Genomic DNA, 17,506 nt, shown 5'->3' with positions numbered 1-17,506 from the left:
TGCGCATATTGCAACGCCTGCGCGCGAAGGGGCGCGACCCGAAGGGGCGCGAGGCTGTGTCATGTATGCGGCTCCGCCGCGTGGGCGTGCCCGGCCTGGGGGTACCTCCCTGCTCGAAGAGTTCGGGAGAGACCCGCACCCCGCCCGGCACAGACAGGGGCACCACTTCCCGAGCGCCACGAAAGAGGGCAGCACAAGGATCTGCCGGACAGGTCGCAGCCGGGACCTGCGGCGGAGCCGCTACAGCTCTGTGACGATGACGTCCAGCGCCGTTGCGCCCGGCTCTCCGTCGCCCTCCACCGCGTATCCCAGCTCGCGCAGCGTCCCGGCCAGCTCCGCCGGGGTCTTCGGGGCCGCGCCCGCCTCCAGCAGGGCGCGCACGATGCGGCCCTTGGTCGCCTTGTTGAAGTGGCTGACCACCGAGCGCTTCTCCACCCCGTCCACCAGCCGCGACTGGAGCACCCGCACCGTCGCCGTCCGCCGCGCCTGCTCGCCCTTCGGCTTCCACATGTTCGCGTACGCCGAGGAGCGCAGATCCAGCACCAGGCCCCCGCCGGCGGCCTCCGGCAACGCCGACTCCAGCGGGCCGCGCCAGTAGGCGCCGAGCGGCCCCGTCCCCGGCAGCTTCACGCCGCCCGACAGCCGGTAGGAGGGGATACGGTCCTTGATCCCGACCGCGCCCCACAGCGCCGAGAAGACCAGCAGCGAGCGCGCCGCGCGGCGCTTGGCCGCCGGACCGAGCGTGGCCAGGCCGAGCGCGTCGTAGAGGACACCGGTGTAGATCTCCCCGGCGGGGCGGGCGGGCGCCGTGCGCAGCGCCGCGTTCTTGACGACTTCGCCGCGCAGCCCCTCGCTCAACCCCAGCACCTCACGGGCCTTGGCCGTATCTTCCGGGGACCCGGCGGGCCCGGGGGCTCCGGCCGCCCCGGAGCACAGGGCCACCAACTCGTCCAGCACCCGCTCGCGCGCCGGCGTCAGCCCCGGCAGCGAGAGCGACGCCAGGTCCAGCGGACGGCCCCGGCCGCCCTCGGCCTTCCCCTCGGACGGCGGCAACAGCACGAGCACGGCGGAACTCCTCGGTACGTACGACGACGGTAGGCGCCCCAGCGTACGGGCCCGGCTCACAGGAAGACGGGGCCGTGGTAAGCGGAGGTCACAGCGTCTGGGGGGTGGCGAAGAGGCGGTCCGGGTCGTAGAGGGCCTTGAGTTTCGTCAGGCGGTCCGCGTTGGCGCCGTAATAGGCGTGCCGCCAATCCCGCAGCGCCGGGTCCGGGTAGTTCTGGTAGGCGCCCGCACCGGCCCAGCCGTGCATCGCCGCGTGGGTGCCATCCAGCCATTCGCGGTGCTCCGCGACGGCGGGGGCCGGTGTGCGGTCCGGCCAGGACGTGAAGTAGCGGGCGAGGAAGCGCGCGTCGCGGTGGACGAACGCCGTCGCGTCCGGCCGCACCCGGCTGACGGCCCCGCCCAGCGCGTCCAGCGCGACCATTCCCGCGCCGCCGCCGCTCAGCCCGGCCAGCCGCTCGACCCGGGCGAGCAGGGCGCGGATTCCGGGGGGCGGGAGCGGGCGGGTGAAGAAGTGCGAGCGCGCCGCGTACGACTCGCGCACCACCCGCCCCCGCTTCGTCCGGCCCGGCAGGGTGCCGCGCTGGTGGGCCTGGGCCAGGGTCCAGCCGGAGACGCCGCCCATCATCTTCATGGCGTCGAGGAACGAGTGCCGCCGCAGCGACACATCGGAGGCCGGTACGCGGATCCGGCCGGCGAGCCGGTCGAGCTGGTTCTCCAGTTCGCGGCGGGCGCCCAGCGACAGCCCGCCCACCCGCACGCTGCCGGGCCTGCCGCCCGCGGGTGCCGTCAGATGGAGGTTGGCGCCGATCTCCTCGGGGGCCATCGGGGCCCAGCGCTGCCATTCGCGCAGCACGGCACCGGCCGTGGACCACGGCCAGTGGAGGAAGAACGTCACGCAGGGGGGCGCCACTTGAGTGCGGAAGTCGAGCGAGGTGACCACGCCGAACTGCGCGTTCCCCCCGCCGCGCAGCGCCCAGAACAAGTCGGCCTCCGCTTCGGCGCCGGCCTCGCGCAGCCTGCCGTCGGCGGTGACGAGCCGGACGCCCGTCACGCTGTCGGACGTCAGCCCGTAGGCGCGCGAGACCGCGCCGATTCCGCCCCCCAGCGCCAGTCCGGAGACCCCGAGGGTGGGACAGGTCCCGGCCGGTACGGTGCGCTTGTGGGCGCTCAACGCGCTGTATACGTCGATGAGTTTGGCGCCCGCGCCGGCCGTCGCCGACCGGCCCGAGGCCGTCACCTTCGCCATCATCTGCACGTCGATGACGAGCCGGTCCCGGCCGCTGGACCAGCCGGCGGGGGAGTGGCCCCCGCTGCGGACGGAGACGGGTATCCCGTGGCCGCGCGCGAAGGCCAGGCACTCGGCTATGTCGCCGGGCCCCGCGCAGTAGGCGACGGCGGCCGGACGCACCGCGTCGAAGCGGGAGTTGAACAGCTTGCGGGCCGCCGTGTAGTCGCGGTCGCCGGGGCGCAGCAGCGTGCCGTCCAGGCCCGAACCGAGCGCGGCCCACGCGGCGCCCTTCGCGTCACCGTATGCCCTGATCCCCGTCATGCCCGCCGTCCCCGCCATACCGGTAGTCCCCGTCATCCCCGTACGCCCCGCCGTCGCTGCCCGTCTCGCCGTGGGCGTCGGTCGCGGCCGTGTGCGCATCGGTGTCCTCGTGTGCGTCGGCATCATCGTGTGTGTCGGCGTCGGCATGTGCGTCCGCCCCTGTCTTGCCCCGGGACAACTGGCGGGCGCCCGCGCCGTGTTCCCGCTGACGTCCGGTCAGGTGTACCCGGTCCGCGGCCCGGGCGCGGTCACCCGGCGCCGCCCCCGGGTGCGGGCTGCGCGAAGCAGGCCGTGGCGGCGGTGCGGAAGCCGTGCCGGGCGTAGAGCTGGGCGGCTCGTTCGTCGTTGGCCGTCAGGAAGACCGTGGTCAGGCCGAGCCGACGCGCCTCGGCGACCAGCGCGGCGGTGACGGCCGCACCCAGCCCGCGACGGCGTACGGCGGGCAGCGTGCCGATGCCGACCAGCTCCGTGGTCCCGCCCAGCGGCAGCAACTGGCCCGCGCACAGGGGCACTCCCGCGTCGTCGAGCGCGGCGGCGACGACGGTGTGACCCGCGCGGACGCGGTCACGGGCGCGGGCCAGCGTCCACGGGGTGACATACAGCCCCACGGCGTCCTCCAGCCGCAGCGGACTGCCGCGTCCGCCGCCGGGCGGCGCCTCGGCGAAGGCGAGATACGGCACGGCCAGCGCACCCGGCAGCGCCGGATCCCCGGCCCCCAGCACCCGCACCACGGCCCCCGGCACCGAGCGGCCGCATCCAGGCACCTCGGTGCCGAGCCCAGGGCCCTCGGCGCCGAGCCCCGGCGGAGCGGCAGCGTGCGCGTCGGCTCCGGCGGTGTCCAACACCATCAACGGCCGCTCCCACACCCGCAGCCCCGCCTTCCCGGCGGCGGCGCGCAGCCCCGGCGCGTGTTCGCCGATCCACTCGAAGCTCTCCGGCACCCCCAGCCGGCGCTGCCGCTCGCGCACCCGCCACACGTCATCAGGGCCGGGGCCGGGGTGTGCGACACGGCCGGGAGCGACCACGGCGGGCCGCGCGCAGTAGGGGAACGGGGCGCCCTCGTCGGCCACGAACAGGGTGAGCGGACCGAAGTCCTCCGCGCGGCCCGACACCCGCGGCACGGCATCCAGATAGGTCTCGACACGGCGCAGCGGATCAACGGCAGACGTCACCCCCGCACCCAACCAGCACCCTCCCGCACCCGCCACTCAATTCCCGGCTCTCCGGTTACAGTCGGCGGCATGACTGATGTGACCGGGTTTTCCGCACGAGGAGATGTGAGCCCGCCCCTGGTGGACGGCGGGGAGAGCGAGACGCTGAGGACCTTCCTCGGCTATCTGAGGGAAGCGGTGATCGCCAAGGCCGCCGGTGTGACGGACGAGGTGGGGCTGACCCCCGGCGTCCCGTCCGGCACCAGCCTGCTCGGGCTGATCAAGCATCTGACGGTGGTGGAGGAGAACTGGTTCGAGTGGGCCTACGCCGGAAAGGGCGAGGGCGGACCCGCCTCCGACAGCGAGCCCCCGGCGCCGGGCGAGACGGCGGCGAGCCTCATCGCCGCCTACCAGGACGCGAGCCGCAGGGCCGACGAGATCGTCGCGGCCTGCGACGACCTCTCCCGGCCCGGCGCCCGTTCGCTCCGTGACAGCCCGCCGCCCTCGCTGCGCTGGGTGCTCGTCCACATGATCGAGGAAACCGCCCGCCACGCGGGCCACGCGGACATCCTCCGCGAACAGACGGACGGGGCCACCGGCCGCTGAGCGGCGCGCCGGGCCCCGCCGTCGCCACCCGCTCGGCGCGCCCCGCGCGCTGTGTGCGCCTTGCGTGCTCCGTATGCCTTGCGCGCTCCGTGTGCCCTGCGCCCGTCGGCGGGTGTCACATCGAACCGAACGTCGGCCGCCCCTCGGGGACGTAGGTGTGCACGGCCACGCCCGCCGGGGTCGTGTCCGACTCCAGCAGGCGCAGGGCCGTGGGCACCGCGCCGTCGGCGAACAGGTGGCGGCCCCTGCCCAGGACCACGGGGTAGACCAGCAGGCGGTACTCGTCGATCAGGTCGTGCTCCATCAGGGAGCGGGCCAGGGCGCCGCTGCCGTGGATCTGCAACTCGTCACCCGGCTGCTCCTTCAGCCGGCGTACGGCCTCCACTGTGTTACGGGTGTCATCGGCGTTCCCGGCGAGGGAGCCGAGCAGCGTCGAGCCCTTCCAGTCCAGGTGGTCCAAGGTGGTGGAGGCGACGTACTTGGGCAGCGAGTTGAGGCGCCGGGCGACCACCGGGTCCTCCTCGTCGCTGACCTGCGGCCAGTACGCCGCGAAGATCTCGTAGGTCACCCGCCCCAGCAGGAAGCCGCCCGCACGGCCGAACCACTCGGCCACCTGCCGCCCCATGGCCTCGTCGGCGTACGGCACCAGCCAGCCACCGAGATCGAACCCGTCGCGGGGATCCTCCTCGGGGCCGCCCGGCCCCTGCATCACGCCGTCCAGCGACAGGAAGGTGGTCAGTGTCAGCTTCGCCATGGTCGTCTCTCCTCGCTCCGCGTCCAGAAGGGCGGGCCCCTTCCGTGCGGACCCCTCCATACGGGTCCGTACGGGGAAGAGACCCGCCCCACGAGCAGAACTCATCGCGCCCGCCGGATCCGGCGGCACGCGCGCGCCGACCGCCGGATTCAGGCGACCGGCGCTCCCTCCTCGGCGGGCAGCGTGTCCATGAAGGAGCTGACGGAGAAGACGGCGCGGCCCGCGCCCGCCGGACCGTATCCGGGCGGCGAGGACAGCCCGTGCCGCTGCATCGCCGAACGGTAGGCGTCCAGCAGCCGGATGTGGTACTCCAGCGGCGCGCCCTGCGGGTTGGTCCTGCCCAGCGGCGTCGTCGGCTCCGGGCACCAGGTGGTGAAGCGGGGCGTGATGCCGTGCGACATGAAGAAGTCCAGGCCCTCGGTGGTGGAGGCGATGGCCTCGTCAACCGTCCCGAAGCCGAACGGCTCGGCCATCTCGATGCCCGCCACGAAGTTCGGGATCACATTGCGCGCGCCGAAGACGTCCGCCGAGTCGAGGATGCGCCGGTGCCACTCCTCGCGGCCGACGTAGCGCTCCTTGCCGGGGCAGTGCAGCTGGAAGAGCCGCTTGTCCCACACCTCGAAGTTCGGGTGGTAGATCTTGATGCCGTAGTCGTGGAAGCGCTTGACGTCCTCCTTGGGCAGCGCCTGCGCGACGACCTTGCCCGTCCAGCGGTCCGGGAAGCGCTCCTCGATGGCCTTGGCGTACTGCCCGTAGAAGTCCGCCTCGTCCTTGCCCTGCACCTGCGAGGTGATCGAGCCGCCGGTGAGGGTGTAGGCGCGGGAGGCGCCGAGGGTGTCGTGGTCGGAGATGATCTGGAGAGCCTCCAGCACCTCCTCGACCGGCTTGACGCCCGTGTACGGCCGTCCGGCCGCCTTGTGCTGGCGCCAGTTGTGGTTGATGTCGCAGTACTGGCACTCCTCCTTGGCGCCGAAGTACTGGCACACCCGGAAGACCGTCAGGTAGATCAGGTAGCCCCACTGGATGGTGGGTGCCACCTCCATCACGGACTTGCCGTTGGCGAGCGTGTGCCGGTAGTAGTCCGGCATCGGCGGCAGGCCGACGTCCGCGATGCGCGTCCCGTCGAGGTAGAGGCCGAGCGAGCCGTCCTCGCCCGCCCGCACGCGGTAAGGCGAGTCCGGGTTGACCCGGACCGAGACCACGGTGCGGCGCAGGTCATAGGCGCCGCCGGTCAGCACGATCTCCTCCGGCGGACGGCGCAGCGCGGCCTCGCCCAGCTCGGGCAGGGTGCGGTGGTCGAAGGAGAAGATGAAGTACGACTTCGGTTTGACGTCGCCGGACGCGGAATCACTGGAGTCGCTGAGAGCCGACTCGTCGAAGGCCATCCCGCCCCGGAGCAGATCCTCCTTGATCACCGCCTCGCGAGGGATGTGCGGGAAGCGCTCCATCAGGTCTTCGATCAGCGCGGTCCGGTTGTCCTGCTGCGTGGACGGCTTTGGCGGCATGGTGTGTCAGGCTCCTCACTTCGCGGCCCTGGGGGGCTCCCACGACGGTACTCCGGCGCCTGACCGAGCCGTACACCTGCCTCCCCCGCCCGCGCCCCCTGGTCCAGGGTCTCTCGTTCGGATCTTCGTGGGTCGGGCCGCGGCGTCGGATGCGGTGCCTCGCAAGGCGGAGGCGCTTCCTCCTACTGGGCGTATTCGGATGCTCCGACAACGCGGCGAGGTGCCGTAGCTGTCGTCGCGGACCCGGAGATCCGGACGAGAGACCCTGGCCCTGGTTCAGCTCCACACTTCCGGGCCGCCGCCCCGCCACTCGATGAGGTTGGGATCGTCGAGCTGGATGTCCGAGAGGTCGAGCCCCGCCCGCCGCAGGAACTCGACCACGTCATCGGGCTTGTGCGCGAATCCCAGGCTCTCGGCATGCGCGGTCACGCGCCGTCCCCCGCTGCCCGACGGTGGGTGTACGACGATCGGTGGAGTCATACCCCCCAGCGTGCGCCCATGGCCAACGCATCGCATCCCCGGGGTCCGCGGGAACCCCCGGGGGCGCGCCGCCGCCGTCTCCCGTTCGGGCGAAGGAGACGAGGGCCGCCCGGGTGAAGCAGCCCCGGCCCCCGAATGCCCACCCCGCCCCCTGGGCAAGCCCGCCCCTGTTCCGCCCGACCCCCGGCCCCGGACCGCCCGCGCCCACCCGGACGCGAACCGGGGCCGAGGACCACCCGACCTCGGGCGCGGCACCTGAGCACGAGATCCGAGTTCCGAGACAAGAGACAAGAGACAAGAGAAAGGCACCCCATGCGCAAGCGCACGGCCCTCGCCGCCGCGGCACTGACCGCCACCGCACTGCTCGCCGCCGCGGGCACCGCGGCGGCCTGCCCCGGCCACGACCACGAACAAGGCCGCGACCAGACCCACAGCGCCACCCCCGCCTCCCCCCACCCCGCGAACGCCCCGGCGAACGCCCCCGCGCAGGGGCCGGCCCAGGGCCCGTCCCTCGGCCAGGCGCCGCCCACGCCGAGCGCCCCGGAGGCCGAGAAGGACCCGTACGACATCCTGCTGGGGGGCTGAGCGCCGGTCTCCTGGACAAGGCAAGACCCGCCTGGCAAGGGCGCGGCCCGCACGTTCCCCGGGGCCGCGCCCTTCGACATGCCCTGGGGGCCGTGCCGGAGCCCTCCGTACCCGCGCACGGGTGGGCCCCGCCTCGACCCCGCCGTCAGGCCCCCCGCCCCCTCCGCCCCCGGCCCCGCCGGACCGAAATCCGCTGGTGCCCGGTGCGGGGCGGGGCTAAAGTCCTGCCCCATGTCCGCCTTCGCCGCGTGCGGGGCAGCCTGCGCTGCCGCTACCGCCTTCATGAGGATCCGCCGCTCCTAGCGGCGGTGCCTCTGTCTCGTTCGTAGAGAAGAGTTCCGCCGCTTCAGCGTGTACGCGCCGGGCGGCGCCTTTGTGCTGCCCGGTTCCTTCCGAAGCAGCGGAGAACCTGTGCCCAGGCACCATGAAGGCCGTCATGAACTCGGCCAGAACTTTCTCGACGACCCCGCCACGATCCGCACGTTCGTGGACCTCGTGGCCCGCACCAGCGGGCCGATCCTGGAGATCGGCAGTGGGGACGGTGCGCTGACCCTGCCCCTGCAACGGCTGGGCAGGACGCTGACCTGCGTGGAGATCGACCGCCGCAGGGCCGCGCGGCTCGACCGGCGGACGGACGCGGCGACCACCGTCGTCGGCGCCGACTTCCTGCGCTACGCGGCCCCGCGCAGCCCCCATGTCCTCGTCGGCAACCTGCCGTTCCACCGCACGACGGCCATGCTCCGCAGGATCCTGCGCGCACCGGGCTGGACCGACGGCGTGCTCCTCGTCCAGTGGGAAGTGGCCCGGCGCCGCGCGGGCGTCGGTGGCGCGACGATGATGACGGCGCAGTGGTGGCCGTGGTACGACTTCACGCTCGTCGCCCGCGTGCCCGCCGCCGCCTTCCGGCCCCGGCCGGGCGTCGATGGCGGTCTGCTGACCCTCACCCGCCGCGTCGAACCGCTCCTCGCGCCCGCGCACCGGGCCGCCTACCAGGACTTCGTCCACCGCGTCTATACGGGCAGGGGCCGTGGCATCGCGCGGATCGTCGCCGCCGCGGCACCCGGCGTGCCCCGCCGCCGGCTCCACACCTGGCTGCGGGATCAGAACCTGCGCCCCACGGATCTCCCCAAGTCTCTGACGGCGCCCCAGTGGGCGGAGCTGTATCTGCTCACGGCCACGGGCGGGGGAGAGGGAAGGCGAGGGGACGGGCGCGCGGCACCGGACGGGGGCGGGGGGCGGAGCGGGGACGTCAGCCGCCGTTGACTGCCCTCGCCGTCGGCTGACCGTCCCTGACCTGCGGTGACGTACGGGCTTCGGGGGATTGTCAGTGGCCGCTGCCAGACTCGCGGTATCCGAATCCATCATGCTGGCTGCGTGTGGACGGAAGGCCCCGCCGACAGCGCGGCGGGGCCGCCACCGCCCCTTCCCCTCCCGGCCCCTTCCCCTCTCCTTCCCGGCCCCTTTCCCCTCCCGGCCCCCGACCCTGGCCCGTCCTGCGCCGTGCCCCCGCTGTATCCCGCCGATCCGGTCGGCCGGGCGCGGGCTTCAAGCGCTACCGTGTGGTTCAAGAGGGCTGTGGTGCGCGGGAGTTGCGCCCGGCCGGGTGTGGGAGAGGACGAGGGAGCAGGCGTATGTCGGGCTGTCGCCGGGTGAAGTTCCGGGCCGTCACGGCTTTCCAGCGGCGGATCCTCAACCCCGTCACCGTACGGATGCCGGGTCAGATCCTGCTGGAGACCACCGGCCGCGTCTCCGGGAAGCCGCGCCGCACCCCGGTCGGCGGGCGCCGCACCGGCGCGGAGTTCTGGCTGGTATCCGAACACGGCGACCAGTCTCACTACGTACGCAACATCAGGGCCGACCCCCGCGTCCGCGTCCGCCTCAAGGGGCGGTGGTACACCGGCACCGCCCACCCGCTCCCCGACGACGACGCCCAGGCCCGCCTCAAGGCCCTCCCGTCCTCCAACAGCGCGGTGGTCCGTGCGGTGGGTACCAGCCTGCTGTCCGTCCGCGTTGACCTCGACGACGCGGAGCCCGGTCCCGGGCGGGAGAGCTGACCCCATGGCTGACCCCCTGCTGACGGGCCGGCAGCCGGCCGGTGGGGGCCGCGTCGTCCCGCTCAGTCGAGGACCGCGGTGGCCTCGACCTCGACCAGGTGCTCGGGTACGTCCAGCGCCGCGACACCGAGCAGCGTGCCCGGCGGTACGGGGGTGCCGCCCAGCTTCGTGGCCGCTCGCGCTACCCCTTCCATGAACTGGGGCATCTTGTCGGGGGTCCAGTCCACGACGTAGACGGTCAGTTTCGCCACGTTGTCGAAGGAGGCGCCCGCCCCGGCCAGTGCGGTGCCTACGTTGAGGTAGCACCGCTCGACCTGTGCGGCGAGGTCACCTTCGCCGACCGTCACCCCTTCGGCATCCCAGGCGACCTGCCCGGCGACGAAGACCAGTTTCGAGCCGCTCGCGACCGATACCTGGTGGTAGGCGCCGACTTCCGGCAGTCCGGCGGGGTTCACCAATGTGAGTGCCATGGTGTCTGTCTCCTCGCGACGGGAGCCCGCGGGCTCACTTCCCCGAGCCGTGAGCGTGCGGCCCGGGGCTTCTTGTGCGTACGGAAAGACCGTAGGAGGGCGGGCGCTGTCCGGGAAGAACGCACTTTTTCGTTACCGGGTCACCTGACGGTGACCCAGCAGCTCGCGGCGGCATCCGCCTGTTCACGGCCGCGCCGGGGGGCCCGACAGGTAGGTGCCGTTCCTGTCGTACGGCCACGGGTTCGCCACGCAGCCGTGCAGCCCCTTGATCTGCTGCATCATCGCGGGAGCGGGCTTGCCCTTGCCGGGGCAGCCCAGGTGCGGGAAGCCGAGGAAGTGGCCGACCTCGTGGTTGACCGTCAGCGCGTGATAGTCGGAGAGGCTGTGCTGGTAGTACGGGTTGGCCAGCAGCCAGCGCTTGATGTTGACGATGACGTTCTTGCCCACCCGGCAGTTGACCTCGCCGCCGGTGTCGAGACCGCCGCGCCCGCACATGCGGTCCACGGTGCCGGGGGTGGCGACGACCACGGTGAAGTCGTGGGACCCGCTGGTGACCTGCTGGAAGGACGCTTCGTTGCGGGCCGTCCAGCCGCGCGGGTCGGCGAGGACCCGGCGGACCTCCTTGGAGACCCCCTCCGGGGTCTGCGCCAGGTTGTCCTCCACGGTGACCTTGTAGCGGAAGAGCCGGCCCGCGCTGCCGATGCGCGTTCCGGAGACGGCCGCCGTGCGGAACTCCCCGGGGCCGTCCGCCGGGTACTTCGCGTCCGGGTCCACGGCGTCGCTGCTGGAAGAGGGGGAGTTGCTCGGTGACGGCTTGTGGGAGGGGCGATCCTTCGGCTTCGGGCTGCTCGACGGTGAGGCGTCCTTCGCCACGTCACCGGATTTACCGGACTCGCCGGATTCGCCGGACGCCGAGGCCGCCACCTTGTCGCCGTTGCCGCCTCCGTCGCCGTGCTCGGGGAGCAGGCCGCTGCCCAGGAGCGCGGCCACGGTGACTGCGGTGATGCCCGTCACGGCAAGAACCACGGAACGTGACCGCGAACGGCGCCGACGGCGGCGTCCGCGTCCCCGCGGCGGCGTTGCGTGCGAGGCCGTCGCATGCCCGCGGGGCCGTGCCCTGCTCATCTCGGCAGCTCGGCGTGGGGTATGAGGCCGGCGGCGGCCACCTGGAGAAACGATCCCGCGCCACCGACCCGCCAAGCGGTTCGCCCGCGCACCCCGGAGGTGCGGGCGGTCCGGTTGTGGCCGTGTTGGTCGTTCATCGTGCTCTGTCCCATCTGCGGAGGGTGCTTCTCCCCCTGCGGAAGGTCAGATGCTCGCACACCCGTAAAAGTTCACGGTGAGTGGTCTCGGATCGGTGCGAGGGCGTGCGGCCCCACACAGAGAGTGATCACTTCGGGGTGGCGGCTGGGCGGGTGAGCTGTCGCGGAACAAGCGGGGGCCCGGCGTAGTCGCCAGGGCATGGATACGCACCCGGGGGCGGCTGCCTCGACCGAAGTGCTGCGCTGCACGGCCTTCTCCGCCGATCCGGACGGCGGCAATCCGGCCGGGGTCGTGCTCGACGCGAGCGCGCTCGACGACGCGGCGCGGCTGGCGGTGGCGGCCGAAGTGGGTTATTCGGAAACGGCGTTCCTGACGCCCGCGCCGGAAGGGGCCGAGGGGGTACCCGAAGGGGCGCCCGAGGGGCGTGCCTTCACGACGCGGTACTTCAGCCCGCTGGACGAGGTCGCCTTGGGGGCACCTCCCGGCCGTAGGCCGGGGGAGGACACACGACGATCGCGACGGCCGTGGCGCTGGGCGAGCGCATAGGCCCCGGTGAACTGCTGTTCCTCACCCCCGCCGGGCCGATCCCCGTCACCGTCACGGCCGACGGCGAGGGCGGCGTGCCGAGAGCGACGCTCAGCAGCGTCGAACCGCACAGCAAGCCCGTCGAGGACGGCGACCTGGCTGAGGCGCTGGCCGCGCCGGGCTGGGCCGAGAGCGACCTGGACCCGGCAATTCCTCCCCGTATCGCCTTCGGCGGCAACGACCACCTGGTGCCCGCCGTCACCACCCGCGAGCGACTGGCCGCGTCGGACTACGACTTCGAGCGGCTGAAGGACCTGATGCTGCGGCTCGGCCTGACCACGCTCCAGCTGGTGTGGCGGGAGTCCGCCGGCGTCTTCCACGTGCGCGACCCCTTCCCCGTGGGCGGCGTACGCGAGGACCCGGCCACGGGCGCGGCGGCGGCCGCCTTCGGCGGGTACGCGCGTGAACTGGGCCTCGTCCCGGCGGAGTCCCGCTTCACCCTGCACCAGGGCGAGGACATGGGCGGCCGCCCCGGCGAGCTGACCGTCGAGTTGCGCGCGGGCGACCCCCGCGTCCACGTCTCGGGCACGGCCGCCCGCATCGGCTGACCCCGGGGAACGGACCCCGCCACCGCCGCCGCCGAGCCCGGAACCCGCACCCGCGCCAGCGCCCGCCCCCGCGAGGTGGACGAGGCCCGGCGGCTGCCTGGGCCGGGGGCCCGCGCAACCGTCCCGGCCGAGACGGAGATCACGTGGTGGGGCGGTCGCGGTGGTGCCCTGCGGGGCGGCGCGCAGCAGGCTGCGGGGCGCGGTGGCGCGGCGCACGCGCCCCGCTGCGCGACCGCAGGCCCTACGCCGAAGGAGCCGCCGCCCCGTGCCTGTGCCCGAGTCCGAGTCCGCGCCTGCCCCCGGCCCCGCCCGCCGGGCCCCCGCCCCGCCGCGGTGAATGTCGCGAACTACCAGAACGAGATCCATCCGCACGGGCTGGAAGGCCGCGTGGCGCCGTTCACCAGCGAGGCGACCGCGCTCGGCGTCTCGGCCCGTGACCACCTGGACGCCGGGGCCCTCGGCTACGTCGCGGGCTCGGCCGGATCCGGGGCCGCCCACCGGGCCACCGCACCCCGGCGGAGCTGACCCCGGACGACCTGTGGCACCGTCCCTGACGCGCCGACGGTACGATGGAGGGCACGGCGGACGAGCCGGCCGGACGGCCGCGTCGGGGGGTGCTTCGCACTCTCCGCCGAGGAAAGTCCGGGCTCCACAGGGCAGGATGGTGGGTAACGCCCACCCGGGGTGACCCGCGGGACAGTGCCACAGAAAACAGACCGCCGGGCCCGTCTTCGGGCGGCGCCCGGTAAGGGTGAAACGGTGGTGTAAGAGACCACCAGCGCCCAGGGTGACCTGGGCGGCTAGGTAAACCCCATCCGGAGCAAGGTCAAGAGGGGCCGTGGCGACGCGGCCCTGCGCGGATGTTCGAGGGCGGCCCGTCCGAGTTCGCGGGTAGACCGCACGAGGCCGGTGGCAACACCGGTCCTAGATGGATGGCCGTCTCCCCGGCCACCGCGAGGTGCCCGGGAGACAGAACCCGGCTTAGAGGCCGACTCGTCCGCCGCCTCACCGCCTCACCGCCTCACCGCCTCGCCGCGCGTTGCGCGCGGTCCGTTCCCGCGCCGGGTCTGCCGGGCCGCCGGGTCCGCTGGGCGTTCTCCCCTCCCGGGTGGGTCAGCCGCGGCCGATGTAGGGCATTTTCGTGGCCAGCACGGTCGCGAACTGCATGTTGGCCTCCAGGGGGAGTTCGGCCATGTGCAAGACGGTGCGGGCCACGTCGGCGGCGTCCATGGTGGGTTCGGGGGCGTGGCCTCCGTCGGCCTGGCGGACACCGTGGGCCATGCGGGCGGTCATGTCCGTCGCGGCGTTGCCGATGTCGATCTGGCCGCAGGCGATGTCGTGGTGGCGGCCGTCCAGGGAGAGGGACTTGGTCAGGCCCGTCAGGGCGTGCTTGGTGGCGGTGTAGGCCGCGGAGTCCGGGCGCGGGGTGTGTGCGGAGAGGGAGCCGTTGTTGATGATCCGGCCGCCGCGCGGCTGTTGCTCCTTCATCAGGCGGAACGCGCCCTGGGCGCACAGGAAGGCGCCGTGCAGGTTGACGTCCACGACGGCACGCCACTCCTCCCAGGCCAGCTCCTCCAGGGGCACGGCGGGGCCGAACCGGCCCGCGTTGTTGAAGAGCAGGTCGAGTCGCCCGTAGCGCTCGCGTACGGCTTCGAAGAGCGCGGTCACCGCCGCCGGGTCGGTCACATCCGTGGGCACGCACAGCACGGACGTCCCGTTCCCCGCCAGTTCGGCGGTGGACTCCAGCGGGCCGGGCGTGCGGCCGGCCAGCACGAGGGACCACCCGGCGTCCGCCAGCGTGAGCGCCACGGCCCGCCCGATCCCGGAGCCGGCCCCCGTCACCAGGGCCGTCCGGATCCGGTGCCGGGACCCTGGGCCCGCTGCCGCCCGCGCCCCGGGCGCCCTGGATGCCTCGGGCCCCTCGGGAACCCCATATGTCTCCTGCGTCATGCGCGCAGCGTACGCGGGCGCCCCGCGCGCCGAGCGGCACACGGACGCCTCGCGCGCGGAGCGGCACACGGACGTGGAGTGCTCGGGCCCGGACGCATGGTTGTCCGCCGACGCCGGCCGCGCGGTGGTGAACCTGGGCTTCCGCCCGGCTGAACACGGGGTGGAGGGGAACAAATGTGTGGGCCGGGGCAGGAATCCCTGGGAGAATGTCCACGCCGCTGACAATCTCCTGGAGAGGTGCATGACCAACCCCGGCCCCCAGCAACCGGCCGCGACAACCGGCGAGAACGCACACCCCGCAACGGATCCCCCCGCGACCCCGCACCCGGGGATACCGAGTCCAGCGGCACCGGACCCGGCGGCACCGGACCCCGCCCCCGGGCGTGAGGCGGACCGGAGCAGTGCCGACGCCGGGCCGGGCAGGGAAGCCCAACCTGCCCCGGGTGAACGGCCGTTGACGCCGCGCGGCCGGGCCGGGCTGCTGGTCACGCTCATCCTCGGCGGGCTCACCGCGCTCCCGCCCCTCTCCATCGACATGTACCTCCCGGCCCTCCCCGAGGTCGGCGGCGCCCTGCACGTGTCGGCTGCCGGGGCGCAGCTCACACTCACCGCCTGCCTGATCGGGCTCGCCGTCGGCCAGCTCGTCGTCGGACCCATGAGCGACCGCTTCGGCCGCCGCAGACCCCTGCTGATCGGCATGAGCGGCTATGTGGTGGCGGGACTCGCCTGCGCGCTGGCGCCCACCGCCGGGACGCTGACCGGGTTCCGGTTCGTCCAGGGCTTCGCGGGTGCCGCCGGCATCGTCATCGCGCGGGCCGTCGTACGCGACCTGTACGACGGCCTCGCCATGGCCCGCTTCTTCTCCACCCTGATGCTGATATCCGGCGTGGCACCGATCCTGGCCCCCGTCCTGGGCGGGCAGGTGCTGCGCTTCACCGACTGGCGCGGGATCTTCTGCATCCTCACCGCCATCGGCGTGCTCCTCATCCTCGTCGTCGTGCGCAAACTGCCCGAAACCCTGCCGCCGGCCGACCGGCACACCGGGGGGCTGCCCGACGCGCTGCGCACCATGCGCGGGCTGCTCGCCGACCGGGTCTTCGCCGGCTACCTGCTGGCCGGCAGCTTCGCCTTCGCCGCGCTCTTCTGCTACGTGTCGGCCTCGCCGTTCGTCGTCCAGGAGATCTACGGCGCCTCGCCGCAGACCTTCAGCCTGCTGTTCATGGTCAACTCCATCGGCCTGGTCCTGTTCGGCCAGCTCAACGGCAAGATCCTGGTCGGCCGGGTCCCACTGGACCGGGTGCTGGGCTTCGGCCTGTGCATGATCGGGCTCGCGGCCCTCGCCCTCCTGCTGATGACCGCCGGAGCGTTCGGACCGGTGGGCCTGGGACCGCTCGCCGCGGGCCTGTGCGCGCTGATGGCCGGCATGGGACTCGTCATGCCGAACGCCAACTCGCTGGCGCTGATGCGCACCCCGCACGCCGCCGGGTCGGCCTCCGCGCTGCTGGGGACCACGCAGTTCCTGGTCGGCGCGCTCGCCGCGCCGCTGGTCGGCGTCGCAGGTGAGCAGACGGCGGTGCCCATGGCCCTGGTCCAGCTCAGCGCGGTGCTGCTCGCCGCGCTCGCCTTCGTGGCACTCTGCCGCCCATGGCGCGCACGCGACTGAGGAGCGCGGCCTCCCTGGACGGCGCCGCGCGCCGCCGCTTCCAGGAGAAGGCCGGGCTCGACGGCGACCACCTGGCGGCACTTGTCGGCGATGCCGACGCGCTGCCCGGCAGCGGCTGGTGCGCGGGCGCCGTCGTACTGGCCGGACGCGGCCCCTGTGTCGCGGTCGAGCACGCCACCGGCTGGGCGCTGCGCTACGCCGCCTACGACCCCGGCACCGGGCGCGGCGTCGAACTGCCGGCCGACCAGTGGCTGCCCATGCGCACCGACACCGTCTTCGACCTGGCCTCCCTCACCAAGCTGTTCACCGCCATCGCCACCGTGCAGCAGGCCGAACGCGGCACCCTCGACCTGGACGCGCCCGCCGCCTTGTACGCCGACCCGCGTGCCGGACTGGTGACCGATCACGGCATCACCGTGCGCCACCTGCTCACCCACACCTCCGGGCTGCGCGCCGAACTGCCCCTGTACGAGCACAACACCGCCGAGCACACCGCGCTGCTGTGGTCCGAGAAGCCGCTGACCGAACCCGGCAGCACCCACCTGTACTCCGACCTCAACCCGCTGCTGCTGGAGCGGATCCTGTGGCAGGCGACGGGCCGGCCGCTCGACGCGCTCATCCGCGAGGGCATCACCACACCACTGGGCATGGAGCGCACCCGCTTCAACCCGCCGCGCACCTGGCGGCCCCGCATCGCCGCGACCGAGGACCAGCGCAGACCCTGGGCCAAACTCAACCGGGGCCTGGTGCACGGGCGCGTCCACGACGAGAACGCCTACGCCATGGGCGGCGCCGCCGGGCACGCCGGGCTCTTCTCCACGGCCCGTGACCTGGCCGTACTGTGCCGCACCCTGCTCTCGGGCGGCGCGTACGGGCCCGCGCGCATCCTGGCGCCCTCGTCCGTGACGATGCTGCTCGCCCCGCCGGGCCTGGGCTTCCAGACCGGCGCCGAGTGGTTCATGGGCGAGCTGGCCGGCCCGGCGGGGCGCGCCGCGGGGCACACCGGCTTCACCGGCACCAGCCTGGTGCTCGACCCGGTGACCGACACGTTCCTGGTACTGCTGGCCAACACGGTCCATCCGGTTCGGCACCCCGCGGGGAGCGCGCCGCGCGCACTGGCCGCCACCCACCTGGCCCGCGCCGTACGGTGACCCGCTCCCCTTCCGCGGTGACGGTGGGACGCGGGACGTCCCGGCCCGGCGGTGCCCCGCCGTGGTTGCCGCCGGAGGTGGGTTCGGCACCGCCGGTGCCGTCGGAGGGGGTGCGCGCCGTCGCGGC

Annotated in this window: 16 protein-coding genes, 1 other RNA gene and 1 pseudogene; 9 read left to right on the top strand and 9 right to left on the bottom strand. The window is 73.6% G+C overall.

Annotation, left to right across the window (positions count from 1 at the left end; all coding sequences use genetic code 11):
- Positions 1 to 240: 240 nt before the first annotated feature.
- The 3 genes from yaaA to ABD339_RS02575 form a co-directional block, all read right to left on the bottom strand.
- Positions 241 to 1,065: a peroxide stress protein YaaA gene (gene yaaA / locus ABD339_RS02585; RefSeq protein WP_344561702.1), complete on the bottom strand. Its 825-nt coding sequence runs from the start codon at positions 1,063 to 1,065 to the stop codon at positions 241 to 243.
- A gap of 88 nt (positions 1,066 to 1,153) precedes the next feature.
- The gene (locus ABD339_RS02580; protein WP_344561700.1) at positions 1,154 to 2,614 is read right to left on the bottom strand and encodes an FAD-binding oxidoreductase; all 1,461 of its coding nucleotides are present in this window, start codon (positions 2,612 to 2,614) and stop codon (positions 1,154 to 1,156) included.
- 248 nt (positions 2,615 to 2,862) lie between these two features.
- On the bottom strand, positions 2,863 to 3,786 hold the full coding sequence (locus ABD339_RS02575; RefSeq protein ID WP_344561698.1) for a GNAT family N-acetyltransferase: 924 nt from the start codon (positions 3,784 to 3,786) through the stop codon (positions 2,863 to 2,865).
- A 69-nt stretch (positions 3,787 to 3,855) separates the two neighbouring features.
- Here ABD339_RS02575 and ABD339_RS02570 point away from each other — a divergent pair, with 69 nt between their 5' ends.
- Positions 3,856 to 4,371, top strand: a complete 516-nt coding sequence (locus tag ABD339_RS02570) for a DinB family protein (protein ID WP_344561696.1) — start codon at positions 3,856 to 3,858, stop codon at positions 4,369 to 4,371.
- A 115-nt stretch (positions 4,372 to 4,486) separates the two neighbouring features.
- Here ABD339_RS02570 and ABD339_RS02565 read toward each other — a convergent pair whose 3' ends face one another.
- The 3 genes from ABD339_RS02565 to ABD339_RS02555 form a co-directional block, all read right to left on the bottom strand.
- Positions 4,487 to 5,125 carry a dihydrofolate reductase family protein gene (locus ABD339_RS02565; RefSeq protein ID WP_344561694.1) on the bottom strand — a complete coding sequence of 213 codons (639 nt, stop codon included), beginning with the start codon at positions 5,123 to 5,125 and terminating at the stop codon, positions 4,487 to 4,489.
- A 149-nt stretch (positions 5,126 to 5,274) separates the two neighbouring features.
- Positions 5,275 to 6,630 (bottom strand): radical SAM protein, encoded by a 1,356-nt coding sequence (locus ABD339_RS02560; protein WP_344561693.1) that lies wholly within the window; start codon positions 6,628 to 6,630, stop codon positions 5,275 to 5,277.
- Positions 6,631 to 6,906: 276 nt separating this feature from the next.
- Positions 6,907 to 7,110, bottom strand: coding sequence for a hypothetical protein (locus ABD339_RS02555; RefSeq protein ID WP_344561692.1), 204 nt, complete (start codon positions 7,108 to 7,110; stop codon positions 6,907 to 6,909).
- 312 nt (positions 7,111 to 7,422) lie between these two features.
- On the opposite strand from ABD339_RS02555, the gene ABD339_RS02550 reads away from it, so the two are divergent.
- The 3 genes from ABD339_RS02550 (at position 7,423) to ABD339_RS02540 (ending at position 9,749) form a co-directional block, all read left to right on the top strand.
- Entirely contained in the window at positions 7,423 to 7,695 is a 273-nt protein-coding gene (locus ABD339_RS02550) for a hypothetical protein (RefSeq protein WP_344561691.1), read from the top strand.
- 411 nt (positions 7,696 to 8,106) lie between these two features.
- Entirely contained in the window at positions 8,107 to 8,958 is an 852-nt protein-coding gene (erm, locus tag ABD339_RS02545) for a 23S ribosomal RNA methyltransferase Erm (protein ID WP_344561689.1), read from the top strand.
- A gap of 368 nt (positions 8,959 to 9,326) precedes the next feature.
- A complete protein-coding gene (locus ABD339_RS02540; RefSeq protein ID WP_344561687.1) occupies positions 9,327 to 9,749 on the top strand; it encodes a nitroreductase/quinone reductase family protein in 423 nt (140 codons plus the stop codon).
- Positions 9,750 to 9,811: 62 nt separating this feature from the next.
- Here ABD339_RS02540 and ABD339_RS02535 read toward each other — a convergent pair whose 3' ends face one another.
- Both ABD339_RS02535 and ABD339_RS02530 read right to left on the bottom strand, forming a co-directional pair.
- The gene (locus ABD339_RS02535) at positions 9,812 to 10,219 is read right to left on the bottom strand and encodes a RidA family protein (protein ID WP_344561686.1); all 408 of its coding nucleotides are present in this window, start codon (positions 10,217 to 10,219) and stop codon (positions 9,812 to 9,814) included.
- 183 nt (positions 10,220 to 10,402) lie between these two features.
- Positions 10,403 to 11,233: a DUF3152 domain-containing protein gene (locus ABD339_RS02530; RefSeq protein ID WP_344561684.1), complete on the bottom strand. Its 831-nt coding sequence runs from the start codon at positions 11,231 to 11,233 to the stop codon at positions 10,403 to 10,405.
- 447 nt (positions 11,234 to 11,680) lie between these two features.
- Here ABD339_RS02530 and ABD339_RS02525 point away from each other — a divergent pair.
- The 3 genes and pseudogenes from ABD339_RS02525 to rnpB all read left to right on the top strand — a co-directional run bounded on the left by ABD339_RS02525 (position 11,681) and on the right by rnpB (position 13,615).
- Positions 11,681 to 12,615 (top strand): annotated as a pseudogene (locus ABD339_RS02525) (PhzF family phenazine biosynthesis protein).
- Positions 12,616 to 12,948: 333 nt separating this feature from the next.
- A complete protein-coding gene (locus ABD339_RS02520) occupies positions 12,949 to 13,140 on the top strand; it encodes a hypothetical protein (RefSeq protein WP_344561682.1) in 192 nt (63 codons plus the stop codon).
- Between the two features lie 61 nt (positions 13,141 to 13,201).
- Positions 13,202 to 13,615, top strand: an RNA gene (gene rnpB / locus ABD339_RS02515) — RNase P RNA component class A.
- Positions 13,616 to 13,728: 113 nt separating this feature from the next.
- On the opposite strand, the gene ABD339_RS02510 is transcribed toward rnpB, so the two are convergent.
- Complete coding sequence (locus tag ABD339_RS02510; RefSeq protein WP_344561680.1) at positions 13,729 to 14,565, bottom strand: SDR family oxidoreductase; 837 nt, start codon at positions 14,563 to 14,565, stop codon at positions 13,729 to 13,731.
- A gap of 241 nt (positions 14,566 to 14,806) precedes the next feature.
- Between ABD339_RS02510 and ABD339_RS02505 the strand changes: the two genes are divergently transcribed.
- The gene (locus tag ABD339_RS02505) at positions 14,807 to 16,228 is read left to right on the top strand and encodes a multidrug effflux MFS transporter (protein ID WP_344562296.1); all 1,422 of its coding nucleotides are present in this window, start codon (positions 14,807 to 14,809) and stop codon (positions 16,226 to 16,228) included.
- Positions 16,210 to 17,379 (top strand): serine hydrolase domain-containing protein, encoded by a 1,170-nt coding sequence (locus ABD339_RS02500; protein ID WP_344561676.1) that lies wholly within the window; start codon positions 16,210 to 16,212, stop codon positions 17,377 to 17,379. Before ABD339_RS02505 ends, ABD339_RS02500 begins: the two co-directional genes overlap by 19 nt.
- The last annotated feature ends 127 nt before the right edge of the window (positions 17,380 to 17,506 follow it).

The sequence above is a fragment of the Streptomyces axinellae genome, assembly GCF_039532135.1.
GTDB lineage: Bacteria > Actinomycetota > Actinomycetes > Streptomycetales > Streptomycetaceae > Streptomyces > Streptomyces axinellae.
The sequence above is the reverse complement of the archived record's forward strand: the minus strand, read 5'-3'. Positions and strand labels throughout refer to the sequence as shown.